The following is a 26149-nucleotide window of genomic DNA, read 5'->3' on the forward strand; positions in this document are numbered from 1 at the left end:
GACCGGCCGGCAGAGCGCCGGGCGCGGGGGACGGGCCGGTCCCGCCGCCCATGCCCAAGTTCGCGACCGCCGCCCGGGACGCCCTGGCCGACACCCGGCTGCGCCGCGGCCTGCGCAGCGCCACCGAGGCCGGACGGGCCCGGCAGGCGGGCGCCGCCGCCGAGCTGGACGACTGGGAGGCGCTCCGCGAGGCCGGACGGGCGATCAAGGACGCGGCGCTGCTCGGCCTCGACGTCCACCTGGAGGAGCTGGAGCGCGCCGTCACCGAGGCCGGCGGCACCGTGCACTGGGCGGCCGGCGCGGCCGAGGCCCGCCGCGTCGTCACCGGGCTGGTCCGGGCGACCGGCGAGACCGGGGTGCTCAAGGTCAAGCCCGCGGCGGCGCGGGAGATCGGGCTGGACGCGGCACTGGCCGCGGTGGGCGTCACCACCCACGAGACCGATCTGGCCGAGGTGATCGCCGGCCTCGGCGCCGTCCCGGACGGCCCGGACGCGCATCCCGACCCGGCGCGGATCCGCGAGCTGTTCCTGCGGGGCCTGCCCGGCGCGCCGCCGGACCTGACCGACGATCCCGCCGACCTGGTCGCGGCCGTCCGCGCCGATCTGCGCGAGCGGTTCCTGACCGCGGGCGTCGCGGTCTGCGGCGTCGACTTCATGGTGGCCGAGACGGGCACGATGGTGCTGCTGGAGTCCGAGGGCAACGGCCGCATGTGCCTGACCCTGCCCGGCACGCTGATCGCGGTGGCCGGCATCGAGACGGTCGTGCCGTCGTGGACCGACCTGGAGGTCTTCCTCCAGTTGCTGCCCCGCTCGTCCGCCGGGGAGCGGATGACCCCGGCCGTGTCCACCTGGACGGGGATCACGCCGGGCGACGGCCCGCGCGCGTTCCACCTGGTGCTGCTCGACAACGGGCGCACCAAGGCGCTCGCCGACGAGATCGGGCGGGCCGCGCTGCGCTGCATCGGCTGCTCGGCCTGCCTGAACGTCTGCCCGGTGTACGAGCGCACCGGCGGCGTCCCCTACGGACCGGTCCACCAGGGCCCGATCGGCGCGGCGCTCACCCCCCAGCTGCGCGGTGTCAAGAGCGCGCACCACGCGTCCCTCCCGTTCGCCTCCACCTTGTGCGGGGCGTGCGCGGACGTCTGCCCGGTGAAGATCGACATCCCGGAGATCCTGGTCCACCTGCGCGGACGGGTGGTCGAGTCGCGCCGGCACCGCCCGGTGCCCTCGCCCGAGCTGCTGATGATGCGCGGAGCGGCGTGGACGCTGGGCGACCGGCGCCGCTACGAGACGGCGCTGCGGCGCGGCACCCGCTGGGCCCGGCTGCTGTCGCGCGGCGGGCGGATCCGGCGGCTGCCCGGCCTGCTCGGCACATGGAGCGACGCCCGCGACCTGCCCGCCCCGCCGGCCGAGAGCTTCCGCTTCTGGTGGGCCGGCCGGCCGTCCCGCGCGCGCGGCGGGCGCCCGTGAGCTCCCGCGACGAGGTGCTGCGGCGGGTGCGGGAGGCGATCGGCGGCGCGCGCGGCGCGGCGGCCGACGTCCCGCGAGGCTACCGCCGGCAGCTTCCCGGGCCGGGCGCCGGAGCCGATCCCGGGGCGGGCGCCGAGGGCCGGGCCGACGTGCTCGCGCTGTTCAGCGAGCGGGTCGCCGACCACCGCGCGCTTGTCCGGCACGTGAGCGCCGACGACCTGGCCACCGCCGTCGCCGCCGCGCTGTGGGGGAGGGAGGCCAAGCGGATCATCGTCCCGGCCGACCTGCCGTTCGGATGGCTGTCGGAGCTGGACGGGGTGCGCGCGCTCGCCGACTCGCCCGCGACCGACCTGGAGACCCTCGGCGACGTGGACGGCGTGGTGACCGGCTGCGCGGTGGCGGTCGCGCAGACCGGCACGGTCGTGCTGGACGCCGGGCGCGCCCAGGGACGCCGGGCGCTCACGCTGGTGCCCGGCTACCACCTGTGCGTGGTGCACGCCGACCAGATCGTCGGGACCGTCCCGGAGGCGATCGGGCGCCTCGACCCGCGCCGTCCGCTCACCTGGATCAGCGGCCCGTCGGCGACCCGCGGCATCGGCGCGTCCCGGGTGGAGGGCGTGCACGGCCCCCGCCTGCTGGAGGTGCTCGTCGTCGAGGACTGACCGCGCCCCGCGATGGTCCCGGCGGCGGACGGCGCAGGGGGCGGTCTGGAAGGCGGCGGTGGTCAGCGGGCGGCGACGCCCGCGAGGACGAGGTCGAGGCCAGCGACGAAGCGGGCGTCCCAGTCGACCGGCCCCTCGGGGAGGGGCGGGACGCCCTCGGCCGTGCCGCGCACCTCCAGCGCCGCGTGCCCGATCACGTACCCGAGCAGCGTGTGCGCCGCGACGGCGGCCTTGGCCTCGGTGACGCCGCCCTGCCGCAGCAGCTCCTGGATCGAGGCGGCGGTCGGGACGAGGGCCACCGGGTTGCGCCGGGTGACCACCAGCGGCAGCACCCCGGCGTGGGCGAGCAGCCGCTCGCGGTAGGCGCCCGCCCATTCACGCAGCGCGCGATGCCAGCTCGCGCTGCTGTGCGTCTCGGCCGGGACGGCGGCGACGTGCTCGACCAGGCCGTCCAGGAGCTGCTCTTTGCCGCGGGGGAGGTGGTGGTAGATCGCCATGGCCTCGACCTCCAGCGCGTCACCGAGCCTGCGCATGGTGAGTCGGCCGAGTCCCTGGCCGTCGATGATCTGGAGGGCGGCCTCGATGATCCGCTCGATGGAGAGCGGCGGGCGGTGCTGCGCGTTGATGCTGGGCTGACGGACCATAAGTGATCACCTTACTGCGTAAAGGGCCGGAGTTTGGTGTCCCCTGGCACAACACGCCGGGCGCCGCGCGTACCCTTGCCTGGATCGCGTCTTGAAGATCGGAACGTTGAGGAGCACCGCCATGTCGCTGGGCCGCCGGGTGAGCAAGGACGTCGCAGAGCCGTATGAGGCCGACCGGCGGCTGGCCGCGACCTACCGGGACCGGCTCGCCGCCGCCACCGGGGCCGAGCACGCGCTGCGCGCCGCCCAGGCGGACGAGCGGCCCGCCGCCGAGCTCCGGCCGCTGGCCCGCGCGTTCGAGGCCACGCTGACCGAGGTGCTCGCCGCCGCCGAGGCCGGCGAGCGCGTCGAGATGGGCCCCAAGGTCTACGTCACCGGCGCCCAGGACGCCAAGGCCCGCCGCGCCGCCGAGATCGCCCGCCGCCGGGCCGGGGCCCGGCACTCGGTCCGGCCGTGGACCGCCGAGGTCGACCGGCTGCGCACCGCCCGCGAGACCCACAAGCTGAGCTTCCGGCCGGGACCGGCGATCGGCGTCTGACGCCGCGGCCGGCGCGCCGGGGGCGTGCAGCGGCCACTCGCGCGACACCACGTCACCGAGTGGCACCGGCCGCCGAACTTTGAGATTCTGCCCCCTTGGGGAACGCCGGGGCGCTCCGCGCCGACGTCGCGCGGGACCGCGACGGGCGCGCGGGACGCGCTCCGGCGAAGGGGGCCGCACACCGAGACGGTGCTCTGGACGCGGGGGGAACATTCACTTGGAGCGCACGCCGCCGGACCGGCATCGCGTCCTCGGGTCCTATGCGGACGGGGTGCGGGCGATCCGGGCGATGGCGGCCCGTGTCGACGACTGGAGCGTGCCGACCCCCTGCGCCGACTGGCAGGCCATCGACCTGGCCGGGCACCTGCGCTGCGTGGCCGAGAACTACCTGGAGTACCTCCAGGACGCGCCGGACAGCCGGCTGGCCAAGCTGTTCGCCCGGGAGGTGGCGAGCGCGGTGCTGATCCGCCAGCAGGCCCGGCAGAACGCCACCGAGCTGGCGGTGCTGCACCCCGAGCCGGGTCCGGAGCGGATCGTCGCCTTCACCGTGTCCGCCGGGGCCTACGCCGACCTGATGCCCGACATGTGGGACCGCACCCACCTGATCTACCGGGGTACCAAGTACACCGTCGGCGACCACGCGGGCGCGGCCTGCGTCGAATGGCACCTGCACGCCTGGGACCTGGCCCGCGCGGCGGGCGGCGACTACCGGCCGCGCGATCCCGAGCTGCTGGTGTCGGCCTGGCACTGGGGCGTCCCGCACCTGCCGCTCGGCGCGGGCGACCCGTGGGAGACTGTGCTCCGCTCGTCCGGCCGGTCTCCGGGCTGGCCCGCCTGACCCGGTACCGAATGCCGCATTCGGATGCCCGAAAATTGGTGATCTTGGTCCTGGGGCTTGATCACGGTCGCGATCGCCTGTTTCCTTGCCAGTGATCACTGGTGAAAGGTGGGCTTCCGTGGGGCGACGCGTCCTGTCCTTCTTGACGACCCTGGCCTTGCTGCTGGGGCTGGCGAGCCCGGCGGGCGCCGCGCCGCCCGGCCCGTCCAGTACGGCCGGCCGGCAGGGCGCGCGCGGTGGGCACGGCGCGCAGCGCGCCGCGTCCGCGCCGAAACCCCGGTCGGGCACGCCCGTCGTCGGCGACCGCTCGTCCGGGGGCCGCAACGTCAAGGCCGCGACGCCCAGGCCGGCGAGCCGCGCGCGCGCCGCGGCGGCGTTCGACGAGTCCTACGGCGACGATCAGCTGCTCACCGCGCCCACCCAGTGGTGGACGGTCAACGGCTGGACCGCCGAGCAGATCGTCGACTACGCGCGGTCGCAGGACGCGCGGATCAGCGACCTGGCCGTCCAGCCCGGCTCGCAGGTGCTGTTCACCGCGACCCTGGTCAAGAACACCGGCGCGTACTGGGTGAGCGGCTGGGGCCTCTGGTACGGCCTCACCGAGGCCGGGGTGGTCGACACGGCCAACGCCTACAGCCAGCGCCCGGTGTCGATCAGCCGGTACTGGACGTCCGACGGCTGGCGCTTCGCGGTCGCGCTGCTGGACAACACCGGCGCCGGGGCGCGCGGCTGGTGGTGGTACTACGGCGACCAGAACTACGTGATCGGCCAGCAGCAGGCGATCGGGGGCCGGGTGACCCGGGTCCGCCCGTTCGACGACGGCGGCACCCGCCGCTACGACATGCTCATGTCGGGGAGCGACCAGACGTTCTGGTGGTGGTTCGGCGGCTCCGACGGAGCGGTCAACGACCAGATCCGGCAGAACGGCGCGCGGATCGTGGACGCGAGCCGCAACGACGACGGCACCTTCAACGCGATCATGCTCCGCAACACCACCGGCTACTCGCCCGGCTGGTGGCACGGGTTCACCCACGACGAGCTGAAACAGAAGGCGCTGCGGATGGGCGGCCGGCTGATCACCGCACAGGGGTACACCGAGAACGGCCGCGAGCGGTTCATCGGGACGATGAGCAGGGAGGCGGCCAGTGGCACCCCGCTCGCCACGGCGATGGTGCAGAACACCGTGGTGCACACCGCGCTCGCGCACGGCGGCGGGGCCGTCGCCGAGCTGAGCGACTCCACCCTCGGCAAGATCGGCTACGCGTTCGGCACCACGGTGGACGCCCGGGTCCGCATCGCCAGCGTCTCCAAGACCTTCGCCGCCGCCGAGCTGATGAAGCTGGCCGCGGCGGGCACGGTGTCGCTGGACGCCCCGGTCTCCACCTACCTGCCGGGCGTCAACGGGGGCGGCTCGATTACGCTGCGGATGCTCCTGCGGCACACCAGCGGCCTGTACAACTTCACCGAGGACCAGCCCGACTTCGCCACCACGATGACCCAGGGGTTCACCTACGCGCAGCTCCTGGAGATCGTGAACCGGCACGCCCCGGTGTTCGCCCCGGGCGCCCGCTACAGCTACTCCAACAGCAACTACCTGGTCATCGGCATGATCATCGAGCGGCTCACCGGGCGCTCCTACTCCGACGCGGTCTTCCGCGACATCATCGGCCCGCTCGGGCTGTCCGCCACGTCCGTGCCGTCCGACACCGCGATCTCCTCGGTGCGGCTGCGCGGCTACTGGTGGGACCCGGCGGCGTCCGACGCGGTGGAGGTGACCGGGCAGAACGCCTCGCGCTGGGCCACCGGCGGCCAGATGATCTCCAGCGTCTCCGACCTCAACACCTTCTACAAGGCCCTGCTGAGGGGTTCGGTCACCGGCGCGGCCGGAGCGAACGAGATGAAGAGCAGCCTGGTCTACAGCGGAGTGGGCAGCAAGTACGCGGGCCTCGGCATCTTCCGGACCACCTGGTGCGGCAAGAACGTCTACTGGCACGACGGCAGCATCCCCGGGTACCGGACCTGGTCGGTCCACTCCGAGGACGGCTCGCGCAGCCTGAGCTGGGCCTACTCCGACCAGCGCCGCGCCGACGACGTGGACTTCGACGACGAGTTCATCCAGGACGTGTTCTGCTACCTGTGAACCGTCCCCGAGGGCGGGCCCCCGGGCCCGCCCTCCCCGGCGGGCGGACGCCCGGTCAGGCGTGGTCGCTGACGAGCTCGGCGCCGCGCGGGTCGGCGGCCCTGGCGCAGTGGGCCGAGCAGTACCAGTGCCGGTCGACCTCGACCCCGTGCCCGACGACGCGGCACTCGCAGTGCTCGCAGATCGGTGCCATCCGGGTGATCGCGCACTCGAACGAGTCGAAGGTGTGCACGACGCCCTGCGCGTGCACCTCGAAGCTCATCGCGTAGTCGTTGCCGCAGACCTCACAGGCCGCCATCGACGGTTCCCCCAGTTCTCCGTCCGTCGCCTCCGTAGGCGATCTACCCAGATGGCGCGCGGTTGTATCCCCGGACGGCCCCGGGCTGGCCGAACACCGGTTCGCGGCCGTCCTCCAGGTAGAGCACACGCTGCTCGGCGAGGGCCCGCAGGCTCGGCGCCATCCGGCGGGCGACGTGCGGCGGGGCCAGGTCGGGGATCCGCTCCGGGGCCACCAGCACGTGGCCCGACAGCTCGTCGGGCGGCAGCCGGATCGCGCCGAGCTCGGCACCTGTGATCGCGCCGCCGAAGACGAAGACGTTCACTGCGTCGATGCCGTCGCGGGGGGCGCCCCAGTCGACGCAGACGAGGCCGTCGAGCCGGGGGACGAGGCCGAGTTCCTCCTGGCATTCGCGCACGCACGCGGTCAGCGGGGACTCGCCCTCCTCGATGACCCCGCCCGGCAGGAACCAGCCCGCGCTGTAGGTGGGCTTGACCAGGAGCACCCGCCCCAGATCGTCGAGCAGCAGGGCCGACGCCGCGCCGCGCGTCCGCGGCAGCGAGGCGTAGTACTCAAGGTCGGGCATGCTCCGAGATTAGGCCGGATGGGCGCGCGCCCACCCGCCCGCGGCGGGGGTGGGGGCCGCATCCGTTCGCGAGATCGGCGGGCCGCCGCCAATCCGTTCGGTAACCGGCCCTGCGGCGACGAATGGGCCATGACAACGGTCGACAACGCTTGACACGTGATCGTCAAGAATTCTCGCCCGGGCCCGCCCGAGGCTCCGGGAAGGTGCCGCCTGACCTTGGCGAACGGGCCGCCGTGAGCGGCTCTTGACCGGCAGGTCACACACGGGACACAAGGGGTATATCCGGCGCGAACGGGCTCGCTGTGCGTCCGGGACCCACCGCACCGTCCGCACTGCGCGCTGCGACACGGGACGACGCTGAGTGACAGCCGGCCGAGTGGGTTGTCGCCGGAGCGGGCGCCGAGACGGGACGCGCCCGCCGCGTGTGCGGAGACACGCGCGACCGCGGCGGGTTTTGTGCTTTTCGAAAGAATGCCGGGAATTCTTTCGGTGCGGATCGTCCGTCGGGCACGATTCGATTTCGCGGTGAGCGTCTTTTAACACGCCGGTGACAAAGGTGACGCAAACGCGAAACGGCCCCTGCTGAGGATCGGCTCATGGACCTCGGAGGGGGGCGGGCGGACCAGGCGCGGGCGCTCCGCCTCGACCTTACAACGTCAAGGCCCGGGGCCGTGGCGTCGCCGACACTCGGCCCGGCCGCTTCACGTCCCGCGTCCTCGAGCCCGAACGCAGCAGATCCCGCCGGTCCCGGTGACCGGCCCCGCCTGGAGGTTGCCGCCCGATGACCACGACCCACGACGCCGTCCTCACCCGGGACCCGGCCGGAGACCGCGTGGAGGTGGCGTTCGCCCATGACCACCGAGAGTGAGCCGCTGGCCGGGTTCGCCGTCGGCGTGACCGCGGCCCGCCGGCACGAGGAGCTGACCTCGCTGCTGGAGCGGCACGGCGCGCGGGTGGTGCACGCCCCTGCGATCCGGCTCGTCCCGCTGCCCGACGACGGCGACCTGCTGACCGCGACCCGCGCGTGCATCGAACGGCCCCTCGACTACGCCGTGGTGACCACCGGCATCGGCTTCCGGGCCTGGCTGGAGACCGCGGACGGATGGGGCATGCGCGAGGCCCTCCTCGGCCGGCTCGCCGAGACCAGCATCGTGGCGCGCGGCCCCAAAGCGCGCGAGGCGATCCGCTCGGCCGGGCTCCGGGAGCGGTGGTCGCCGGCGTCGGAGGGCTGCGCCGAGGTGATCGACCACCTGCTGGACAGGGACCTGGACGGCGCCCGCGTCGCCGTCCAGCTCTACGGCGAGCGGCATCCGGAGTTCATCGAGGCGCTGCGCGACGCCGGCGCCGAGGTGATCGACATCCCGGTCTACCGCTGGTCGCGGACCGAGGACTCCACGCCGCTGCGCCGGCTCGTCGGCCAGGCCGTCACCGGGACCGTGGACGCGGTCGCCTTCACCAGCGCGCCCGCCGTCGCCGCGACGCTCGCGGTCGCGGCCGAGGACGGACTGGAGGAGCCGCTGCTGGAGGCGCTGCGCACCCACGTGGTGGCCGCCTGTGTCGGGCCGGTGACGGCCCAGGCCCTCACCGACCGGGGCGTGCCGACCGTCCAGCCCGAGCGGGCCAGGATCGGCGCGCTGGTCCGCGCACTGGTGTCCGACCTGCCGCTGCGGCGGGCCCGCCGGGTCCACGTCCGCGGCCTCCTGCTGGAGCTGCGCGGCCACGCGGTGGTGCTGGACGGGCAGCTGCGGCCGATCGCGCCGGCGCCGATGGCGATCCTACGGGCGCTGGCGCGGCACCCCGGGCACGTGGTGTCGCGCGCGGAGCTGTGCGGGGTGCTGCCCGGCCGGCTGGTCGTGGGCGGCTCGCCATGGTCGCGGGACGCGCGCCCGCAGGCCGACGAGCACGCGGTGGAGATGGCGGTGGCCCGGCTGCGGCGTGGCCTCGGCCGCAACGGGATCGTCGAGACGGTCGTCAAGCGCGGCTACCGGCTCGCCGGCGACCCCCGGCCGGCCGGACAGCTCCGCGCGGGCCTCGGCGGCTGAACCCGGCGCCGGCCGCGGCGCCGGTCGCCGAGGGCTCTTGCCCCTACCGTGTCCGTCCATATCCGGGTGTTTTGCCAGGTCCGACCTAGCCTTCAAAAGGGGCCGCCGAACGCGCGGCCCGGTGAGGAAAGGGGAGTCGGACATGCCGGAAAGAACCTCGTACGAGCCCGGCACGCCGTGCTGGACCGATCTCGGCACGTCCGATCTGGAGGCGGCCATCGCCTTCTACGGTGCGCTCCTCGGCTGGCACACCCGGACCGAGCCCGATCCGGCCGCCGGGGGCTACACGATGGTCTCCCTCGCCGGCGATCCGGGCCGCCCGATCGCCGGGATGATGCCCCTCCAGGCCGAGGGGCAGCCGGTCCTGTGGACCACCTACATCAGCGTCGCCGACGCCGACGCCACGGCCAAGGCGGCGGAGGGCGCGGGCGGGCGGGTGTTCATGGGCCCGATGGACGTCATGGACCTCGGCCGGATGGCGCTGCTGGCCGACCCGTCGGGCGCGGCGATCGGCCTGTGGGAGCCGAAGGAGTTCTCCGGCGCGGCCGTGGTGAACGAGCCCGGCACCTACGTATGGAGCGAGCTGGCCTGCCGCGACGTGGAGGCCGCCAAGGAGTTCTACGGCACCGTGCTCGGCTGGCGGGGCGACACCCAGTCCTCCGGCCCGATCCCCTACACCGAGTGGGAGAACGGCGGCACGACCGTGGGCGGCATGATCGAGATGGGCGGCTCCTGGCCCGCCGACGTCGCGCCGTACTGGACGGTCTACTTCGCCGTGGCCGACTGCGACGCCACCAGGGCGCGGGCCGTCGAGCTGGGCGGCGCGGCGCCGGGCCCGGCCCTCGACATCCCCGTGGGCCGGATCGCCGCCCTGACCGACCCGCAGGGCGGCCGTTTCTCCATCATCCAGATGAACTCCTGACCGTCCGGCGTCTCCGGCTCCGTCGGCCGATCCGCGACGCCGAGGAGGCCGCATGACGGACGGGGAACCCGCCATCGAGGTCGCCGGACTGATCAAGCGGTTCGGCGACGCGGAGGCGGTGCGCGGGATCGACTTCGCCGTTTGGCCGGGGGAGGTCTTCGGCTTCCTCGGCCCGAACGGCGCCGGCAAGTCGACCACGATCAACATGCTCTGCACGCTGCTGCGGCCGACCTCGGGCTCGGCTCGGGTGGCCGGGTTCGACGTGGTGCGGCAGCGCGACGACGTGCGCCGCCGCATCGGCCTGGTCTTCCAGGACCCGACGCTGGACGGCTACCTGTCGGGCGAGCAGAACCTGCGCTTCCACGCAGAGCTGTACGGGGTGCCGCGCTCGCTCACCGCCGACCGCATCGGGCAGGTGCTGGAGATGGTCGGACTGTGGGAGCGCCGCCGCGATCTCGTGCAGACCTACTCGGGCGGCATGAAGCGCCGCCTGGAGATCGCCCGCGGCCTGCTGCACTCGCCCCGCGTGCTGTTCCTGGACGAGCCGACCGTCGGCCTCGACCCGCAGACCCGCTCGTCCATCTGGGAGTACATCCGTCACCTCAAGGAGACGGAGGAGATCACGATCTTCATGACGACCCACTACATGGACGAGGCGGAGTACTGCGACCGCATCGCGATCATGGACTCCGGCGTCATCGTCGCGCTGGACACCCCCGAGGCGCTCAAGGCCGGCGTCGGCAAGGACCGGGTGCAGATCCGCACCGCCGACGACCCGGCCGCGATCACCGCGCTGAAGGCGCGGTTCGGCCTGGAAGCCGTCGTCGCCGAGGGCGCGGTGACCTTCCCGGTCGCCTCGGGCGAGGTGTTCGTCCCGAGGCTGTTCGCCGAGCTCGGCGTCCCGATCCGCTCGGTGAGCGTGGCGCGGCCGTCGCTGGACGACGTCTACATGTCGTTCACCGGCACGACGATCCGCGACGCCGAGGGTTCCGCCAGCGACCAGATGCGCCTGGCGATGCACGCGAAGGGACGATAGCCCAGCTCAGCACTCATATCTGACCCTTCTTCGGGCCGGGCCAGCCGATCCGAAGCAGCGGCGGCCAAACCCCGATCGCCGCTGGGAGACGGACGATTGGGAGACGATTGGGAGATGATCATGACGGGGGCACTCCTGCGATCTTCCGGCGCCGGCCCTCGAGAAGCCGGTTCAACAGCGGCACAGGCGAGGTCGGACTCATCGCCAGTCGGGCATCGAGCGCACTCTCCCACCGCCGCTGCAGCGCTGCCACCAGTTTGTCCCGCATCCGCTGGTAGGTCGTACCTGGGGAACCCGTGCTCGCGTGGCGGCCATATCGCCGAACCCACGGCCGGAGGCGGCGCCGGCCTCAGAGGTACGCCGGGCCAGCCGCCGCCGAGGTCGACCAGCACCGGCCTGGCAGTCCGAGGTTTGATGCGGCCTGCGGCGACCGTCGGGTGCGGGCCGTCGCAGGCCGGCGTCCAGCACGTGTCTCCGTGGGTCCGCCAGGCGGGATGGCCGCCCTGTTTCGAGCGCGCCGAAGAACCGCGGGTCGTCGTTGCGGAACGAAGCATCCTTGGGGAACTTGCAGCGGTACCCGGATCCGGCATTGTGGAGCTGGGTGTCGATCTTCAACTTGGTGCCCGTGAAGGCTGCCGCTGGAGCCCCATGAGTTCGCCCCAGCGCAGCCCGCACCATGCGCACAGCACCCACATCGCCAGGTCGATGTCGCGGCCGGTCAGCAGAGCGATCCGCTCGGCCGTCAGAAGGAGCTGCAGGGGAGTCGATCCGGCGAATCGTCCGCGCAGGCTCATCTCTCAGAGCCGGATCTCCCCGGGATCGGTGATGCTGTCGGGGGTGCGTTCTCCGAACCAGGGATTGATCCGCTGCTCGATGTGATGCCGGTAGTTCTTGACGCTGCTGTCCTCCAGTTGCTGGCTGGGCAGCCATGTGGTCAACAGCCATTCCCCCAAGGTGACGGCGTGTAGGGCCGGGTCGCGCTCACCTCGAAGCCGTCTGTCGGCCGCGCGTTGCCCCTCCAAAGCTCGCATCCACTCCTCGATGCTGCAGCCGTCGAGTACAGCGCCCTTCCACTCGGCGACTAGGAGCTGTTTCCTGGATCAGGTTCGGAGCCTAGGTGTCCTTGGCCGACCTGGCTACGGAGTACAGCGTCGGACGCTCCACCATCCACCGCATCATTCACGGTCCGGGGGACGGTCAAAGCTGATCAACGCGTGGTCCGCGCCTCCCCTGGAATCAGAGCTGCATGAGCTTGTTGATGAGGGCGGTGAGCTGGGCGCGTTCGCTGGTGGTGAGGGGGGCGAATGTTTCGTCCAGGTAGGAGGAGACAGTGCTCTCGGCCCCGGCGAGGCGTTCGCGGCCCTCGTCGGTGAGGGTGACGGCGTAAGAGCGGCGGTCTTCGGGGTTGCGTTCGCGGCGGACGAATCCGGACTGCTCCAGGTCATCGCACACGTTCACCATGACGCTGCGGTCGATGCGCAGTTCCTCGCTCAGCACCTGCTGGGAGCAGGGGCCGACGGTGTCGAGCATCTTGAGCACCAGGTGCTGGCCGACACCGAGGCCGTGCCGGGTGGCGTGGGCGTCGGCGGCGCGGGCCAGGTACGCCGAGGCGCGGCACATCGCGATGTCGGGACGTTCGGCCGCGAGCGCCGGAAAGTACGCCGGACGGGCGGTCTTGGACGGCATGGGTCTCCTGCTCTGTCGACCTGCCCGAGACTACCAGAACCATCTTTTGGGCGATTGTTTGACAGCAGATCATTGGCGATCATACGGTCGTGATCGTCTGTCCATAGATTATCTGCTCAAAGATGGAGTGTTGTGGTGATGCGTTCCGACCGCCGGGCGACGGCGGCCCTGATTCTGTTGTGCACGGCGGTGTTTCTGGACTCGATGGACCTGTCGCTGATGGGCGTGGCGCTGCCGGCCATCGGCGCAGATCTGGCACTGCCCGACAGCACGCTGCAATGGCTGATGTCCGGCTACGCGGTCGCCTACGGCGGGTTCCTGCTGCTCGGTGGGAGACTGGCCGACCTGTTCGGACGGCGCCGGATGTTCCTGGCGTCGCTGGCGGTTTTCGCGGCCGCGAGCCTGGCAGGCGGCCTGCTCTCGGACGGCTGGCTCCTGGTCGCCACCCGCGTGGTGAAGGGCATCGCGGCCGCGCTGACCGCCCCGGCGGCGCTGTCGCTGATCACCACGAGGTTCCCCGAGGGGCCGCGCCGCAACCGGGCGCTCGGCGGGTACGCGCTGGCCGGGGCCACCGGCTACAGCGCCGGGCTGATCGCCTCCGGGCTGCTCACCGACGTGAACTGGCGGCTGGTGTTCTTCCTGCCGGTGCCCGTCGCGCTGCTCGTGCTGGCCGTCGCCCCCAGGGTGATCCCGGCCGGACACACCGACGGCCCGCGCACCGGATTCGACGCGGCAGGCGCCGGCACTGTCACCGGCGGCGTCCTGCTGCTGGTCTACGCGCTCACCGAAACGAACTGGCTCGCCGGCGTGGCGGCGCTCCTGCTGCTCGGCGGGTTCGTGGCGATCGAGCGGCGCCGGCGGGATCCGCTCGTCCCGCTGGGCGTGTTCCGTTCAAGACGGCTCACCTCAGCGAATCTGGCCGCGCTGGCCTGGGCGTGCGCGACGATCGGCTGGCAGTTCGTGGCCGTCCTCTACCTGCAGGGTGTGCTGGGGTACTCGGCGCTGGCCACCGGGCTGGGGATCGTCCCGATGGGGTTGGCCATCGTCGTGACCGCCAACCTCGCCGGACGGCTGATCGGGCGCTGGGGTCTGCGGCGCACCGCCGCACTCGGGCTGCTCGTCCAAGGCGCCGGGATCCTGCTGTTCCTGCGGGCGGGCGCGTCCGGTGACTATGCGACCGTGCTGCTACCCGCGCTCATCGTGCACGGGGTGGGCAACGGCCTGTCGTTCCCCAGCCTCAACATCGCCGCCGTCGGGAGCCTGCCCGACGACCGTCAGGGCCTGGCCTCCGGCCTGGTCACCTCCGCCGTCCAGGTCGGGGCCGGCATCGGCGTAGCGGTGCTGGCGGCCGTGATGGCCATCCCGGCGTCCCCGCTGGACGGCTACCACGCGGCGTTCCTGACCGCCGGGACCTTCTCGCTGCTCGGCGCGTTCACCGCCTATCTCGGCCTGCGCGTTCGGGCCGAACCTGCGGCACCCGAGCCGACGCGCACCGCACCGACCTCCACCCGAGCCTGAGGACCACGATGACCCTCGACCTGACCCCCGACGAACTGCTGTCCACCACCCGAGCCGTCCGCAAGCGGCTCGACCTCGACCGGCCCGTCCCGCGCAAGCTCATCGAAGAATGCATCGACCTGGCCACCCAGGCGCCCACCGGACGCAACCGGCAACGCTGGCACTTCATTGTGGTCACCGAGCCAGGCCCGCGCCGCAAGGTGGGCGACGTCTTCCGCCGCGCGCTGGCCGCCGCCGAGGGCCAACCGCTGAACGAGCACGACATCCGCCGCATGAACCATGCTCCGCGCTCCACCCAGGGCGTGTTCGACGGACTGCGGCACCTGACCGACAACATCCACCGTGTCCCGGCGTTTGTCATCCCCGCCATCGAAGGGCGCACCGACCGCGCCTCGGCGGCCGTCCAATCCGGAACATGGGGGTCGATCCTGCCCGCGACCTGGAACTTCATGCTCGCCGCCCGCGCCCGCGGCCTAGGCACCACCTGGACCACCGCCCAAGGACCGCTCGAACGCGAACTCGCCGCCACACTGGGCGTCCCTTACGACAAAGTCATGCTCGCCGCGTTCATCCCGCTCGCCTACACCATCGGTACCGACTTCAAACCCGCGCCCCGCATCCCACGCGACCAGGTCCTGCACTGGGACCGGTGGTAGATGCCCGGCCGCCAGGCCAGGCACCTGGCCTGGCGTGCCCGCCGAAGGCGCGCCCGTCGTCGCGCAGGCCCGGGGCCGCGCCCTCGCGGCCGTCGCCGGCGCGCTGGCCCTCGACCCGACGCTGGCCGAGCCGGACCGGTGCCGCGACCTCGACCTCCTCGGCGAGCTGCTGCGCCAGCTCCGGCCGCTGGCCCGCGCGGCCGATACGAACTGGAGCGCCGCCGGCTCACCAGGATGCCCGGGACCGAGCGGCGGCTCGCGGTCATCGGCCGCACCAACCCGGCCGCACCCGGAAAGCTGGAGGCCCTGTCGCAGCGTAGGTGAGGAATGTGCAGGGTCTTGAGGATCCGGCCGTAGTGTGCGATCGCCTCGCCGAGCTGGGTGGGGTTGCCGTCTGCGTTGGCCGCGGTGGGTGGCTTTGATGGCGTAGGCGGGTCGGCCGTCTGACCGTTCGCTTGATGGTGGCTGGTGCTGCTGCCAGGGTGGTGCGGGCGTGACAGCAGCGCGGTCGCGCCCATGCCGTAGCGGGCCAGGTCCACCAGCCGCCGCTGGGTGGGGGTGCCGACCAGGGTGCCGTCGTCAGAGGCCGACCAGGCGAGGCGGGGGAGCCGGAGCAGGGGCTGGCGGACGAGGAGCTCGAGCGCTCGGAGCTTATCGACGGCGCGGCGAAGGTCGGCGTGTGACAAGGGTGGGTCATCCGGGCGTGCTGCCCGTGACCATGTCGTTCACCGGCACGACGATCCGCGACGCCGAAGGTTCCGCCAGCGACCAGATGCGCCTGGCGATGCGCGCGAGGTGACGGCAGCCCAGGTCATCGCCTGCATTCGACCACGTGCCGGAGCCTGGACCGTTCGAGCCGAAGCGCATCTCACCATGGTGACGCATGGTGTTGACGTGCAGGACGATGCCAGTGGTCGTCAGCCCAGAGCGGCCGACCGACCTCACTCCTCCGCGATGAGTTTCAGGGCGAAGAGCAGCACGTGCTGCCAGTACATGACCGGGCTCTCGAAGGACGGTGGGTCGATGTCGCAGATCTCCGCCACCAGACGGCGGAGCTCCGCACCGATCTCGGCTGGTGATTCCTCGTCGTAGGAGGCGTACTCCAGGTTGAGGTCCTTCAACCGTAGCCAGACCCGGTAGAGGGTCTCGACGAACAGCTCCAGGGAACTGTTGATGAGTGCGCGGTTCCGCTTCTCGTCCCCCGGCTTGTACCAGTAGATGTGGTGCTCCGCTTGGGACAGGCAGGCCAGGCCGCCGATACTGTTGACGATCACGATGTCGTCCTCGATGTCCGGCGGATCGCTACCCGGCTCTCCGATGTCGAGGACCTGGGCGATGGTACGAGGCTGCTCGGTCCCGAGGTCGCCGAAGAACAGCACCTCCATGAGCGAGCCGGGCAGGCCCACCTCGGTCAGGACCCGCCGGTCTTCCGGATCGCCGAAGTGTCGCTCGGCGACCTCCGGCGGCATGGTCTCGACCCAATCGGAGCCGAATGCCGATACCAGTTCCGCATGGGTGACCATTTCGGGCTCCTTGGCGTCGGGACGGCGCGTTGCGCACCGTCCCGGTCCATGACATCGCGGCACGCTGGGGCTTCACCCACCATTCGGTCTTCACCCGCGCATTCCGCGCCGCCTTCGATGTTCCTCCCAGCGAATACCGCCATAGGGCGCTCAGCACGCAGTAGCGGCTCCGCCGTTCATCGCGATCGGCCGATCAGCAGTTCTACACCGTCGAGGATGCACCGCATGCCGAAGTCGAGTGCCTCGTCCTTGCCGGACGGGTCGGCCAATGCCTCGGTCAGCGTGGGGAATCGGTCTTCGCGTCCGGCCAGTAGCGCGTTCATGGTGTCGGCCATCGCCTGCTCCGGGGCGTCGGCAGGTGACACCGCAGCGTGCTGCGCGATCATCCGGACGTGGCCGGTGAGGGTGGCGGCCACGTCGAGTTTCTGCGGGCCGGTCAGTCCGGTGCCGGTGAGCGCGGCGGTGGCCTGTTCCAGCCAGGCGAGTTCGTTGGGACCGGTCGCGCGTGCCCCGACGGTGACCTCCAGCGCCCACGGATGCGCCTGGAATCGGGCGTGCAGCCGCCGCGCCCAGGCCTCGAGTCCCGGCCGCCAGGCGCCGGCGGCCGTCTCCGGGGGCGGTGGTTCACCGACCGCGAGATCGACCATCAGCGCGACCAGCTCCGCCTTGCCCGGCACGTAGCGGTACAGGGCCATCTTCGTGACGTCCAGCCGCTCGGCGACCCGTTGCATCGTCACGGCGGCGAGCCCGTCGGCGTCGGCGATCTCGATGCCGGCGGCGGCTATCGCGTCGAGGCTCAGTGTCGGTTTCGGTCCGCGTCTGGGCGCGGACCACTGTTCCCACAGCAGCGTGATCGCTGTCGTCTCGGCCGCCATCGGCACTCCCTTGCTTGAAGAGATCACTGTGTCTATCGTACACTGTGTCTTCTGGACACAATTGTTTGACAGGAGAGTGACGTGAGCGTTCCCGCCCTACGCGGCATGCGAGTCCTGATCTCCGGCGCCGGCGTCGCCGGCCCCGCCCTGGCCTACTGGCTGGCCCGGTTCGGGGCCGACACCACCGTTGTCGAGGTGGCGCCCGCGCTGCGAACCTCCGGCTTCGCCGTCGACTTCCGCGGCCCCACCCACCTGGGCGTGTTGGAGAAGATGGGCGTCCTGGAGGAACTGCGCGCACGGCAGACCCACGGCGGCGCGATGCGCTGCGTGGACGAGCACGGCCGCCAGATCTTCCGGCTGCCCGCCGAGTTCGCCGGCGGCGACATCGAGGTACTGCGCCGCGACCTGTCCCGGATGCTCTACGAGCGCAGTGCCGAGCGCACCGACTACCTGTTCGGCGACGTGATCGCCAACGCGGCGGAGACCGCCGACGGCGTCCAGGTGGAGTTCGGCCGCCACGGTTCGCGCGCGTTCGACCTGGTGATCGGCGCCGACGGCCTGCACTCCGGTGTGCGCCGCCTCGCGTTCGGGCCCGAGCAGGACTACGTGCGACACCTCGGCTACTACCTGGCCGGCTGGCAACTGCCCAACACGCTGGGGGCGGACGCCACACCCCGGCAGTACAACGTGCCCGGACGGATGGTCAGCGTTGGAGCCGACCATCGCGATCCGGACAGGGCGGGCGTCTTCGCGATGTTCACCTCGCGGCGGCTGGACTACGACTGGCACGACCTCGACGAGCAGAAGAAGTTCATCGCCGACGCGTTCACCGGCCTGCGCTGGCATGTGCCGCACCTGCTCGACGGCCTGCGCGACGCACCCGAGGTGTACTTCGACTCCATCAGCCGGGTCCGCGTCCCCGCCTGGTCATCCGGCCGAACCGCGCTGCTCGGCGATGCCGCCTGGGGAGTGACGCTCGGCGGCATGGGCGTGGGGACGGCCATCGTCGGCGCCTACGTACTGGCCGGCGAACTCGCCGCCGCCCGCGGCGATCACCGCGTCGGCCTCGCCGCCTACGAGAACCGCTTGCGGCCCTACGCCGCCAGATGGCAGCGCGGCGCCAACCCCGGCAGGTTCCTCGCCCCGGCCAGCCGTCTCGGCCTGCGCAGCCGCAACACGCTGTTCGCCAGCCGCCTGGGCCGGCGGCTCCTGATCAGCAGCACCAAGTCGCTGGCGACAGACACCGGCCTGCCCGAGTACGCCGCGGACCGGACCCTCTCCTGATCACGCCGGGCGGGGGCGCGCAGCGGGCGGACGCGGGTGGGCCGAGGTCTGGCCGTCGTCCAGGGCTCAGCGGGAGCCGGTGGCCGCCGGAGTCACCGTCGTGTTCACCGGTGCCGCCGGGGACGTCTTCGGTGCCGCCCGCATGCCGAAGTAGACGTAGGGTGTGCCGTCCGGAAGCGTCCCGAACACCAGGGGCAGCCACGGCGCGCTGACAGGGCCGATGGCCGGCATGGCGAGCACCGTGTCGGACACCGCCACCAGGTCGGTCTCGATCGGCGGTGAGTATTTGGCCATCCCGCCGGTCAGCTCCAAGCGCAGATGCGGCACGCCGTCCCGCTCGCCGATCGTGAGGCGCACGCCCTCGCGTTCATAGGTGCCCGCGAGCGCGCTGACGTCGACCGCCGGCGGTTCCGCGGCGGGAGCGAAGGCGCCGGGCATCCGCACCCCGGCGAGCTCACCGAGCAGCTCCTGGAACAGATCGACGAACAGTTCGGTCGCACCGCCGCCGTTGGTCAGCAGCGCGGCGACGACGCCGCTGCCGGGCACGACACGCAGGTAGGAGAACTGCCCGACCGCGGCGCCGTCGTGACCGTAGCCGGCGACTCCGTCCCAGTCGTACAGCGGCCACCCGTGGCCCCATCCGTCCGCCATGAACGACCAGCCGTCCAGGCAGTCGGCGGCGCGCCGCCGCATCGTCGCCGCCGACTCGGCGGACAGCACGCGGGTGCCGTCGGGCGCGGTACCGCCGTCGAGATGCATCCGCGCGAAGCGGACGACGTCGGCGGCAGTGACCAGGACGCGCCCGTACGGCCCGGCCGAGCGCGGCAGCATGTCCCACTCCGGTGCCGGCTCCGGGTCGGTTCCCGGCCCGCCGAGATGGCCCATCGCCACCCGGAACCGCAGCGCCTCCTCCGGCAGGGTCATCGAATGCTCGAGACCGAGCGGCACCAGCAGCCGGTCGCGCAGCGCCTCGTCCCAGGTCTGCCCGGTGACCACCTCAACGATCCGGCCGAGGATCGCATACCCGGTGCTGGAGTAGGAGATGACGGTCCCGGGCGGGCAGTCCTGGCCCACGTTCGCGCACGCCTCCACGTAGCGGGCGAGGCAGTCGTCACCGCGACCGGTGTCGAGGGTGAAGTCCCCGGCGATCCCGCTGGTGTGGCTGAGCAGCCGCCCGATCGTCACGCTCTCGGTGACCTCGTCGTCGGCGGCCGCGAAGTCGGGCAGCACGTCGACGACCCTGCTGTCGAGCCGCAGGTCACCGGAGTCGATGAGCTGCATCACCAGCGTCGCCGTGTACACCTTGGCGATCGAACCGGACTGGAACACCGAGTCCGTGGTCACCTCCACGCCGGTCCCTCGGTGCAGCACGCCACTGGCCAGCTCATGGATCGTCCCGCCCGCCAGCACGGCGAGCGCCGCGCCCGGCACGTGATGGACGGTGCGCAGCTCATCGAGCCTGGCCTGCCAGTGGTCGGCGTCGAATGACGGCATGATGACGGGTCCTTCCATACAATGTTCGGTACGCCGCACACTGTACGGACACCATGCGTCGTTCGCAAAGCCGTACACTGTTCGGAAAGGATCGTCGTGAGGAGACCGCATGCCGGCCGACAAGCAGCCCTACCCGTCGGTGTGGGCCCGCCCGCAGCGGCCCCGGCGCGAGCAGCCGCCGCTGGGCCGGGAGCAGATCGTGTCCGCGGCGCTCGGACTGCTGGACGCCGAGGGCATCGACGCCCTGAGCATGCGCAGGCTCGGCGCCCGCCTGAACGCCGGGGCCACCTCGATGTACACGCACGTGGCCAACAAGGACGAACTGATGGAGCTGGTCGTCGACGAGGTCTACGGCGAGGTCGAGGTCCCGGCCGCCGACGATCCGGCGGGCTGGCGCGCGGCCGTCACCCGCTACGCCCACAGCATGCGGGCCATGGTCCTGCGCCACCCCTGGATCGTCTCCGTGCTCGGTGAGGCGGGCGTGGCCTATCTGGGGCCGAACGTGATGCGGCAGAACGAGGCACTCCTCGCCGTGTTCGAGCAGGGCGGCTTCACGCTGGAAGCGGCCGATCGGGCCCTGAACACGGTCGTGGCCTACGTCATCGGGGTGTCGACCAGTGAGGCAGCGTGGCTGACCACGCTGGCCCGCAGCGGCCAGAGCGAACAGGAATGGGTCGAGGGGCTCTGGCCGGCCGCCGAGCAGGCGGCACAGGCTTACCCACGGCTGCGGAAGCTGTACGCCGCCCAGCGGAACCAGGACCGGACCGCCGCCCGCGACGACGAGTTCGACAGCGGACTCGAATGCGTCCTCCACGGTCTGGCCGCCCGTTTCGCCCCCGCAGGGGGCCCGCCCCGCCTCCGTGATCGGGTGGAGACGATCAAGCGCGAGTGACCGTGCCGGGAACGGGGCAGGGTGTGTCGAGAACGGCCCTGGCCTGGAGCGGAGCGCGAGGGGACGGTGACGGCCATGCCGGCGGCGACCATGGGCGAGCCGGAGGTCCCCGGCGTCGCGCGGGTCCGGGTGCCCGAGCGCAGCGTCCGGCACGACCTGCGCGCGGTGAAGATCGTCCTGCACCGGGAACTGATCCGGTTCTGGCGGGACAAGCTGCGGATGGTGTCGGGGCTGATCCAGCCCGTGCTGTGGCTGCTGGTCATGGGTACCGGGCTGTCCAACCTGCTGGCCCGCGGCGGCGGCTCGGACCGCGGCGTCGACCTGAAGACCTTCATCTTCCCCGGCGTGTGCGCGATGTCGGTGATGTTCACCGCGATGTTCTCGGCCGGGTCGATCGTGTGGGACCGCGAGTTCGGGTTCCTGCGCGAGATGCTGGTCGCGCCGGTCAGCCGCAGCGCCATCGTGGTCGGCAAGTGCCTCGGCGGCGCGCTGGTCGCGACGGTGCAGGGCACGGTGATCGTCGCCCTGGCCGGGCTGGCGGGAGTGCCCTACGACCCGCTGCTGCTGCTGGAGCTGCTCGGCCTGATGTTCATCGGGGCGTTCGCGCTCACCGGGTTCGGCGTGATGATGGCCGCGCGGATCACCAGCATGCAGTCGTTCTTCGGCCTGATGCAGATGGCCATGATGCCGATGCTGTTCCTGTCCGGCGCGCTGTATCCGCTGAACGGGCTGCCCGCCTGGCTGGCCGTCCTGACCCGGTTCAACCCGCTGACCTACGCCGTCGACCCGCTGCGGCGCGCGGTCTTCGCCCACCTGGACGTCTCGCCCGCGCTCCAGCGGACGTTCAATCCCGGCGTCACCTGGAACGGCTGGGTGGTCCCGGTATGGCTGGAGATCGTGCTCGTGCTCGTCATGGGGTTCGGGCTGATGGGCGTGGCGATCCTGGAGTTCCGCCGCGTCGACTGACGAGTGCGTTTACTTGTCCTTGGGGAAGTGGTGACACTTTCATGACCGTGGACTTTGGTGAAGATCGGGGCCCCGGCCCGTGCGCGCCCGGATACTGACAGAGCTCTGGAACAGAGCGGAGCCGACCGTATTCGAGGGGTGAGTTCAGGCACGTGAACGCGAACAGGACTGGCCGGCGGAGCGTGACCGCGGTGGTCACCGGGATCGCCGCGGTGGTCGCCGCGGGGCTCGCCGGGGGACCGCCGCCGGAGGCCGCGGCGGCGGGGAAGGCGAAGGCGGCGCCGCGGACGGTGACGATCACGCGGTTCCTCGGCGAGCGGCGCCTCCCGCACATGATGAAGTTCCAGGGGACGACCGTCGGCGGCCTGTCGGGCATCGACCGCGACCCCCGGACGGGCACCTGGTACTTCGTCTCCGACGACCGGTGGCGCTACGATCCGGCCCGCTACTACACCGGCAGGCTCGACATCGATCCGGCCACCGGCGCGTTCACCGGGGTGCGGCTCAGCGGCGTCACCACGCTCCGGCGGCCGGACGGCACCCCGTACCCGGGCTACGGCAAGCCCGAGTCCGCCGACCCCGAGACGATCCGGTACGACCCGCGCACCCGGCGGGTGCTCTGGGGCAGCGAGGGCGACCGCCCCGACGCGTCCGCCCCGACGATCCCGGTATCGGACATGTCCATCCGGTGGGCGGGCCGGGACGGCGCCTACCGGGGCGCGCTGCCGATCCCCGGCGGCCTCAGGCTGACGGACACCGACAAGGGGCCGCGCCGCAACCTGGGCTTCGAGGCGCTGACGTTCCCGCCCCACGGCATCGCCGCGATGGTGGAGGGCCCGCGCTACGAGGACGGCGAGCCACCGACCGTCCGGCACGGGGGCCCGGCCCGCCTGACCCTGTGGGACCGGGCCGGACGGGTCCGCGCCCAGTACGCCTACCCCGTCGACCCGGCCCCCGCCGCGCCGGTCCCGGCGAGCGGGTACTCCGACGGGGGCGTCTCGGAGATCCTGGCGGTCGACGATCACCGCTACCTGGCGCTGGAGCGGTTCTGGGCCGAAGGGGTCGGCTACAACGTCAAGCTGTACGAGTTCGACGTGCGCGGCGCCACCAACGTGCTGGCCCGCGACAGCCTGTCGGCCGGCGGCCCGTACCGTGCCGCGCGCAAGCGCCTGGTCGCCGACCTCGGCTCGGTGAGCAGGCCGACGCAGAACCTGGAGAGCCTGAGCTGGGGGCCGCGCCTGCGAGGCGGCCAGTGCAGCCTGGTGGTCGGCTCTGACGACAACTTCGACGCGCAGGAGGTCACCCAGTTCCTGGCGTTCTCCGTCAAGGGCTGCTGACCATCGCGATGAAGCCGAACCATCACGAGGAAGCGGGCAGGCCCCGCGAGGCCGGCTGTCACCGGTCTCGCGGGGCCTGCCCGCGTGGCGGTCTCAGACCGCGAAGTCGAGCAGGGGCTGGGCGTTGCTCGGGTGCCGCAGCTTGGACAGCGACTCCTTCTCGAGCTGCCGGATCCGCTCGCGGGTCAGTCCGAGGGCCTTGCCGATCTCGTCGAGGGTGCGCGGCGTCCCGTCGTACAGCCCGAACCGCATCGCCATGATCTTGGCCTCGCGCGGGGACAGGATGTCCAGCGTGCGGCGCAGCTGCTCGGCCATCAGCTGGCGGTCGACCAGCTCGGCGGCCTCGGGGCTGTCGGTGTCCTCGATCAGGTCGCCGATCCGGGTCTCGCCGTCCTCGCCGATGGTGGAGTCGAGGCTGATCGGCTGTCGGCTGGTGCGCAGCAGCTCGCGGATCTGCTCGGGGCTCCGGTCGAGCTCCACCGCCAGCTCCTCGGGGGTGGGCTCGCGGCCGAACCGCTGGTGCATGTCGCGCTCGACGCGGCTCAGCTTGCTGAGCATCTCCAGCACGTGCACGGGCAGCCGGATGGTGCGGGCCGAGTCGGCGAAGCCGCGCTGGATGGCCTGCCGGATCCACCACATCGCGTAGGTGGAGAACTTGTAGCCCTTGGAGTAGTCGAACTTCTCCACGGCGCGGATCAGGCCGAGGTTGCCCTCCTGGACGACGTCCAGCAGCGACAGTCCCCGGTCGGAGTACTTCTTGGCGACCGAGACCACCAGGCGGAGGTTGGCCTCCAGCATGTGGGACTTGGCGAGCCGCCCGTCGGCGGCGACCCATTCGAGGTCGGCGCGGCGGCGGGGGCTCGGCGACTCGGTCTCCAGCTTGTGCTCGGCGTACAGGCCGGCCTCGATGCGCTTGGCGAGGTCGACCTCCTGCTCGGCGGTGAGGAGCTGGCGGCGGCCGATCGCCTTGAGGTAGGTGTGCACCGAGTCGCCCATGGTGGTCGACTGGTCGTCCAGGTCGGCGGGCGGCTCGGCCTCGACCTCGGTGACCTCGAACGAGCCCTCGTCGTCGGAACCGGCCGCGGGGGAGGCAGGGGAGTCAGGGGAGTCGGGGGAGGCGGGCCGGGCCGCGGCCGACTGCCCGGCCGTCTTGCCGGACGGCTTCTTGGCGGGGGTCTTCTTCGCGTCGGCGGGGGCCTTCTTGGCGGCGCGCTTCTTCGCGCCGGCCTTGCTGGTGCCGGGGTCGTCCTCGCTGGCGAGGCTGACGCCGGCCTCGGAGAGTTCGCGCAGCATCGAGCGGCCCTGCGCCGGGCTGATGCCGGCGGCCTCGAAGGCCTTGCGCACCTCGTCGAGCGAGAGGCGTCCCTGCTGCCGGCCACGCTCCAGGAGGTCGCCGAGGGCAGGGCCCGCGGGCTCCGTGAGCGGGGTCTCTATGGCGGTTCGTGGCATGCGGACACCCCTCTCCCTTCGTGGTCTGAGTGCGACGCGGAGGCGGTATCGCTGATAGCGCTCGCACTTATCCGAACGTCGCGCGGGCGGCCTGTTGTTCCCGGCCCTCCACGTCAAGCGTCTCACAGCGCGGCGCGGTGAGCGGCCCGGTCCGCGCAGGGCGGTGCGGGACAGGGGCTCTCGCCATTTCCGGACGAATCTACCTTACTGCGTAAAGACGCCGGGCCGGTCGCGCATCCCCTGTCACATCCCGTCACCCTGCGACACCGCCTCGCCCCGAGGGCCCGCCTCCCTCCGGAGAGCCGGTGTCCGGAGGGAGCTGCCGGAGCGTCCCCCCGTATCTGGCGATCACGCGCTCGCGCAGCTCGGGGTCGTCGCGGGGGACCGGCTCCAGGAACACCTCGTCCACCTCCTGGTGCGCCTCCCGCAGCCCGTGCGCCATCCGCACGCAGGCCCGCTCGACGTCGCCGGAGGTCAGCGCCTCGCGGAAGTCCAGGCGGGCGCAGACCAGCACGCGGTCCGCGCCGAGCGTCATCGTCACGATGTCGACCACCCACTCGACCTCGGGGGCGGCGCCGAGGCGCTCGCGGACGTCGGCCACCAGCCGGGGGTCGGCCTGGTTGCCGATCAGCAGGTTGAGGTTGATCCGGCCGAGGATCAGCGCGACCGCGGTGAGCAGCACGCCGATGAGCATCGAGCCGGCGGCGTCCCAGAGGGGCGAGCCGGTGAGCTGGTGCAGGCCGAGGCCGGCGAAGGCCAGCAGCAGCCCGAGCAGCGCCGCGGAGTCCTCCAGGAGCACGCTGACCGCGGTCGGCTCGTCGGTCCGCCGGATGTGGGCGAGCAGCGGCAGCCCGTCGTCGCGGGCCGCGGCCCGCACCTGCCGCACCGCCTGCCGCCAGGAGATGCCCTCCAGGACGAACGACACCGCCAGCACGATGTAGCCGATCAGCGGATCGGCCTCCCCGCCCGAGTGCCCGGTGAAGGTCTGGACGCCCTGGTAGAAGGCGAACAGCGCGCCCATCCCGAAGATCGCCACGGCGACGAGCAGCGTCCAGATGTAGCGCTCCTTGCCGTACCCGAGCGGATGCCTGCGGTCGGCGGGCCGGCCGCTGCGGTGCAGCCCCACCAGCAGCAGCACCTCGTTGAAGGTGTCGGCGACCGAGTGCGCGGCCTCGGCGGCCATCGACGCGGAGCCGGTGAGCACCGCGGCGACGATCTTCGCCACTGCGATCCCCAGGTTGGCGGCGAGCGCGAGCACCACCGTCAGCGTGCTCTCCGGCGGTTGCTCCGCTGCCATCGGTCCCCCTCGGTGATC

At 72.2% G+C, this 26149-nt stretch carries 27 protein-coding genes; 15 read left to right on the plus strand and 12 right to left on the minus strand.

All coding sequences use genetic code 11. The features are described 5' to 3' along the window. Positions 1-50 precede the first annotated feature (50 nt). A complete protein-coding gene (locus tag QP090_RS30880; RefSeq protein ID WP_285943827.1) occupies positions 51-1469 on the plus strand; it encodes a lactate utilization protein B in 1419 nt (472 codons plus the stop codon). Beyond that, entirely contained in the window at positions 1466-2131 is a 666-nt protein-coding gene (locus tag QP090_RS30885; protein ID WP_285943067.1) for a LutC/YkgG family protein, read from the plus strand. The genes QP090_RS30880 and QP090_RS30885 overlap by 4 nt, the downstream gene beginning before the upstream one ends. 62 nt (positions 2132-2193) lie before the next feature. Here QP090_RS30885 and QP090_RS30890 read toward each other — a convergent pair whose 3' ends face one another. Then, positions 2194-2775 (minus strand): TetR/AcrR family transcriptional regulator C-terminal domain-containing protein, encoded by a 582-nt coding sequence (locus QP090_RS30890; RefSeq protein ID WP_285943068.1) that lies wholly within the window; start codon positions 2773-2775, stop codon positions 2194-2196. A gap of 121 nt (positions 2776-2896) precedes the next feature. On the opposite strand from QP090_RS30890, the gene QP090_RS30895 reads away from it, so the two are divergent. From QP090_RS30895 to QP090_RS30905, 3 genes are all read left to right on the plus strand, one after another. Then, positions 2897-3313, plus strand: coding sequence for a plectin (locus QP090_RS30895; RefSeq protein ID WP_285943070.1), 417 nt, complete (start codon positions 2897-2899; stop codon positions 3311-3313). Between the two features lie 217 nt (positions 3314-3530). After that, the gene (locus QP090_RS30900) at positions 3531-4151 is read left to right on the plus strand and encodes a maleylpyruvate isomerase N-terminal domain-containing protein (protein WP_285943072.1); all 621 of its coding nucleotides are present in this window, start codon (positions 3531-3533) and stop codon (positions 4149-4151) included. Between the two features lie 118 nt (positions 4152-4269). Continuing rightward, complete coding sequence (locus QP090_RS30905; protein WP_285943074.1) at positions 4270-6291, plus strand: serine hydrolase domain-containing protein; 2022 nt, start codon at positions 4270-4272, stop codon at positions 6289-6291. Between the two features lie 55 nt (positions 6292-6346). On the opposite strand, the gene QP090_RS30910 is transcribed toward QP090_RS30905, so the two are convergent. After that, positions 6347-6589, minus strand: coding sequence for a hypothetical protein (locus QP090_RS30910; RefSeq protein ID WP_285943076.1), 243 nt, complete (start codon positions 6587-6589; stop codon positions 6347-6349). Positions 6590-6632: 43 nt separating this feature from the next. Next, on the minus strand, positions 6633-7154 hold the full coding sequence (locus tag QP090_RS30915; RefSeq protein ID WP_285943078.1) for an NUDIX domain-containing protein: 522 nt from the start codon (positions 7152-7154) through the stop codon (positions 6633-6635). 851 nt (positions 7155-8005) lie between these two features. On the opposite strand from QP090_RS30915, the gene QP090_RS30920 reads away from it, so the two are divergent. The 3 genes from QP090_RS30920 to QP090_RS30930 all read left to right on the plus strand — a co-directional run bounded on the left by QP090_RS30920 (position 8006) and on the right by QP090_RS30930 (position 11154). Beyond that, on the plus strand, positions 8006-9196 hold the full coding sequence (locus QP090_RS30920) for a uroporphyrinogen-III synthase (protein ID WP_285943080.1): 1191 nt from the start codon (positions 8006-8008) through the stop codon (positions 9194-9196). Between the two features lie 142 nt (positions 9197-9338). Continuing rightward, positions 9339-10118 (plus strand): VOC family protein, encoded by a 780-nt coding sequence (locus QP090_RS30925; protein ID WP_285943081.1) that lies wholly within the window; start codon positions 9339-9341, stop codon positions 10116-10118. 52 nt (positions 10119-10170) lie between these two features. Next, positions 10171-11154: an ATP-binding cassette domain-containing protein gene (locus QP090_RS30930; RefSeq protein ID WP_285943083.1), complete on the plus strand. Its 984-nt coding sequence runs from the start codon at positions 10171-10173 to the stop codon at positions 11152-11154. Between the two features lie 611 nt (positions 11155-11765). Here QP090_RS30930 and QP090_RS30935 read toward each other — a convergent pair. The 3 genes from QP090_RS30935 to QP090_RS30945 form a co-directional block, all read right to left on the minus strand. Beyond that, positions 11766-11948, minus strand: a complete 183-nt coding sequence (locus tag QP090_RS30935; protein ID WP_285943084.1) for a hypothetical protein — start codon at positions 11946-11948, stop codon at positions 11766-11768. Positions 11949-11951: 3 nt separating this feature from the next. Next, positions 11952-12092: a hypothetical protein gene (locus tag QP090_RS30940; RefSeq protein ID WP_285943085.1), complete on the minus strand. Its 141-nt coding sequence runs from the start codon at positions 12090-12092 to the stop codon at positions 11952-11954. A 298-nt stretch (positions 12093-12390) separates the two neighbouring features. Beyond that, positions 12391-12840 (minus strand): MarR family winged helix-turn-helix transcriptional regulator, encoded by a 450-nt coding sequence (locus QP090_RS30945; protein WP_285943087.1) that lies wholly within the window; start codon positions 12838-12840, stop codon positions 12391-12393. A gap of 138 nt (positions 12841-12978) precedes the next feature. Here QP090_RS30945 and QP090_RS30950 point away from each other — a divergent pair, with 138 nt between their 5' ends. Together QP090_RS30950 and QP090_RS30955 are read left to right on the plus strand one after the other, a co-directional pair. Further along, the gene (locus QP090_RS30950; protein ID WP_285943090.1) at positions 12979-14358 is read left to right on the plus strand and encodes an MFS transporter; all 1380 of its coding nucleotides are present in this window, start codon (positions 12979-12981) and stop codon (positions 14356-14358) included. A gap of 8 nt (positions 14359-14366) precedes the next feature. Next, positions 14367-15014, plus strand: coding sequence for a nitroreductase family protein (locus QP090_RS30955; RefSeq protein ID WP_285943092.1), 648 nt, complete (start codon positions 14367-14369; stop codon positions 15012-15014). A gap of 693 nt (positions 15015-15707) precedes the next feature. Here QP090_RS30955 and QP090_RS30960 read toward each other — a convergent pair. After that, positions 15708-15881, minus strand: a complete 174-nt coding sequence (locus QP090_RS30960; RefSeq protein WP_285943094.1) for a hypothetical protein — start codon at positions 15879-15881, stop codon at positions 15708-15710. 74 nt (positions 15882-15955) lie between these two features. Next, positions 15956-16537, minus strand: a complete 582-nt coding sequence (locus QP090_RS30965) for an SUKH-4 family immunity protein (RefSeq protein WP_285943095.1) — start codon at positions 16535-16537, stop codon at positions 15956-15958. 29 nt (positions 16538-16566) lie between these two features. Between QP090_RS30965 and QP090_RS37580 the strand changes: the two genes are divergently transcribed. Next, entirely contained in the window at positions 16567-16701 is a 135-nt protein-coding gene (locus QP090_RS37580) for a helix-turn-helix domain-containing protein (protein ID WP_329520809.1), read from the plus strand. 12 nt (positions 16702-16713) lie between these two features. On the opposite strand, the gene QP090_RS30970 is transcribed toward QP090_RS37580, so the two are convergent. Then, positions 16714-17439 carry a TetR/AcrR family transcriptional regulator gene (locus QP090_RS30970; RefSeq protein ID WP_285943096.1) on the minus strand — a complete coding sequence of 242 codons (726 nt, stop codon included), beginning with the start codon at positions 17437-17439 and terminating at the stop codon, positions 16714-16716. Positions 17440-17493: 54 nt separating this feature from the next. On the opposite strand from QP090_RS30970, the gene QP090_RS30975 reads away from it, so the two are divergent. Further along, complete coding sequence (locus tag QP090_RS30975; RefSeq protein WP_285943097.1) at positions 17494-18696, plus strand: FAD-dependent monooxygenase; 1203 nt, start codon at positions 17494-17496, stop codon at positions 18694-18696. 66 nt (positions 18697-18762) lie between these two features. Here the strand turns inward: QP090_RS30975 and QP090_RS30980 are convergent, their stop codons facing one another. Continuing rightward, entirely contained in the window at positions 18763-20190 is a 1428-nt protein-coding gene (locus tag QP090_RS30980) for a serine hydrolase domain-containing protein (RefSeq protein ID WP_285943099.1), read from the minus strand. Positions 20191-20299: 109 nt separating this feature from the next. On the opposite strand from QP090_RS30980, the gene QP090_RS30985 reads away from it, so the two are divergent. The 3 genes from QP090_RS30985 to QP090_RS30995 all read left to right on the plus strand — a co-directional run bounded on the left by QP090_RS30985 (position 20300) and on the right by QP090_RS30995 (position 23385). Further along, a complete protein-coding gene (locus QP090_RS30985) occupies positions 20300-21082 on the plus strand; it encodes a TetR/AcrR family transcriptional regulator (RefSeq protein WP_285943101.1) in 783 nt (260 codons plus the stop codon). 75 nt (positions 21083-21157) lie between these two features. After that, positions 21158-22048 carry an ABC transporter permease gene (locus QP090_RS30990; protein WP_285943104.1) on the plus strand — a complete coding sequence of 297 codons (891 nt, stop codon included), beginning with the start codon at positions 21158-21160 and terminating at the stop codon, positions 22046-22048. Positions 22049-22230: 182 nt separating this feature from the next. Then, a complete protein-coding gene (locus tag QP090_RS30995) occupies positions 22231-23385 on the plus strand; it encodes an esterase-like activity of phytase family protein (RefSeq protein WP_285943106.1) in 1155 nt (384 codons plus the stop codon). 93 nt (positions 23386-23478) lie between these two features. On the opposite strand, the gene QP090_RS31000 is transcribed toward QP090_RS30995, so the two are convergent. Together QP090_RS31000 and QP090_RS31005 are read right to left on the minus strand one after the other, a co-directional pair. Continuing rightward, positions 23479-24834 (minus strand): RNA polymerase sigma factor, encoded by a 1356-nt coding sequence (locus tag QP090_RS31000; RefSeq protein ID WP_285943108.1) that lies wholly within the window; start codon positions 24832-24834, stop codon positions 23479-23481. Between the two features lie 253 nt (positions 24835-25087). After that, entirely contained in the window at positions 25088-26131 is a 1044-nt protein-coding gene (locus QP090_RS31005) for a cation diffusion facilitator family transporter (protein WP_285943110.1), read from the minus strand. Between the last annotated feature and the right edge of the window lie 18 nt (positions 26132-26149).

It is taken from the genome of Actinomadura xylanilytica, from assembly GCF_030283145.1.
Taxonomy (GTDB): Bacteria; Actinomycetota; Actinomycetes; order Streptosporangiales; family Streptosporangiaceae; genus Spirillospora; species Spirillospora xylanilytica.

Coding starts and splice junctions, on each gene's coding strand:
- QP090_RS30880 (WP_285943827.1), top strand. CDS start 51: ATGCCCAAGTTCGCGACCGCCGCCCGGGACGCCCTGGCCGACACCCGG.
- QP090_RS30890 (WP_285943068.1), bottom strand. CDS start 2,775: ATGGTCCGTCAGCCCAGCATCAACGCGCAGCACCGCCCGCCGCTCTCC.
- QP090_RS30895 (WP_285943070.1), top strand. CDS start 2,897: ATGTCGCTGGGCCGCCGGGTGAGCAAGGACGTCGCAGAGCCGTATGAG.
- QP090_RS30910 (WP_285943076.1), bottom strand. CDS start 6,589: ATGGCGGCCTGTGAGGTCTGCGGCAACGACTACGCGATGAGCTTCGAG.
- QP090_RS30915 (WP_285943078.1), bottom strand. CDS start 7,154: ATGCCCGACCTTGAGTACTACGCCTCGCTGCCGCGGACGCGCGGCGCG.
- QP090_RS30920 (WP_285943080.1), top strand. CDS start 8,006: ATGACCACCGAGAGTGAGCCGCTGGCCGGGTTCGCCGTCGGCGTGACC.
- QP090_RS30925 (WP_285943081.1), top strand. CDS start 9,339: ATGCCGGAAAGAACCTCGTACGAGCCCGGCACGCCGTGCTGGACCGAT.
- QP090_RS30930 (WP_285943083.1), top strand. CDS start 10,171: ATGACGGACGGGGAACCCGCCATCGAGGTCGCCGGACTGATCAAGCGG.
- QP090_RS30935 (WP_285943084.1), bottom strand. CDS start 11,948: ATGAGCCTGCGCGGACGATTCGCCGGATCGACTCCCCTGCAGCTCCTT.
- QP090_RS30945 (WP_285943087.1), bottom strand. CDS start 12,840: ATGCCGTCCAAGACCGCCCGTCCGGCGTACTTTCCGGCGCTCGCGGCC.
- QP090_RS30950 (WP_285943090.1), top strand. CDS start 12,979: ATGCGTTCCGACCGCCGGGCGACGGCGGCCCTGATTCTGTTGTGCACG.
- QP090_RS30955 (WP_285943092.1), top strand. CDS start 14,367: ATGACCCTCGACCTGACCCCCGACGAACTGCTGTCCACCACCCGAGCC.
- QP090_RS30960 (WP_285943094.1), bottom strand. CDS start 15,881: ATGCGCTTCGGCTCGAACGGTCCAGGCTCCGGCACGTGGTCGAATGCA.
- QP090_RS30965 (WP_285943095.1), bottom strand. CDS start 16,537: ATGGTCACCCATGCGGAACTGGTATCGGCATTCGGCTCCGATTGGGTC.
- QP090_RS30980 (WP_285943099.1), bottom strand. CDS start 20,190: ATGCCGTCATTCGACGCCGACCACTGGCAGGCCAGGCTCGATGAGCTG.
- QP090_RS30985 (WP_285943101.1), top strand. CDS start 20,300: ATGCCGGCCGACAAGCAGCCCTACCCGTCGGTGTGGGCCCGCCCGCAG.
- QP090_RS30990 (WP_285943104.1), top strand. CDS start 21,158: ATGCCGGCGGCGACCATGGGCGAGCCGGAGGTCCCCGGCGTCGCGCGG.
- QP090_RS31000 (WP_285943108.1), bottom strand. CDS start 24,834: ATGCCACGAACCGCCATAGAGACCCCGCTCACGGAGCCCGCGGGCCCT.
- QP090_RS31005 (WP_285943110.1), bottom strand. CDS start 26,131: ATGGCAGCGGAGCAACCGCCGGAGAGCACGCTGACGGTGGTGCTCGCG.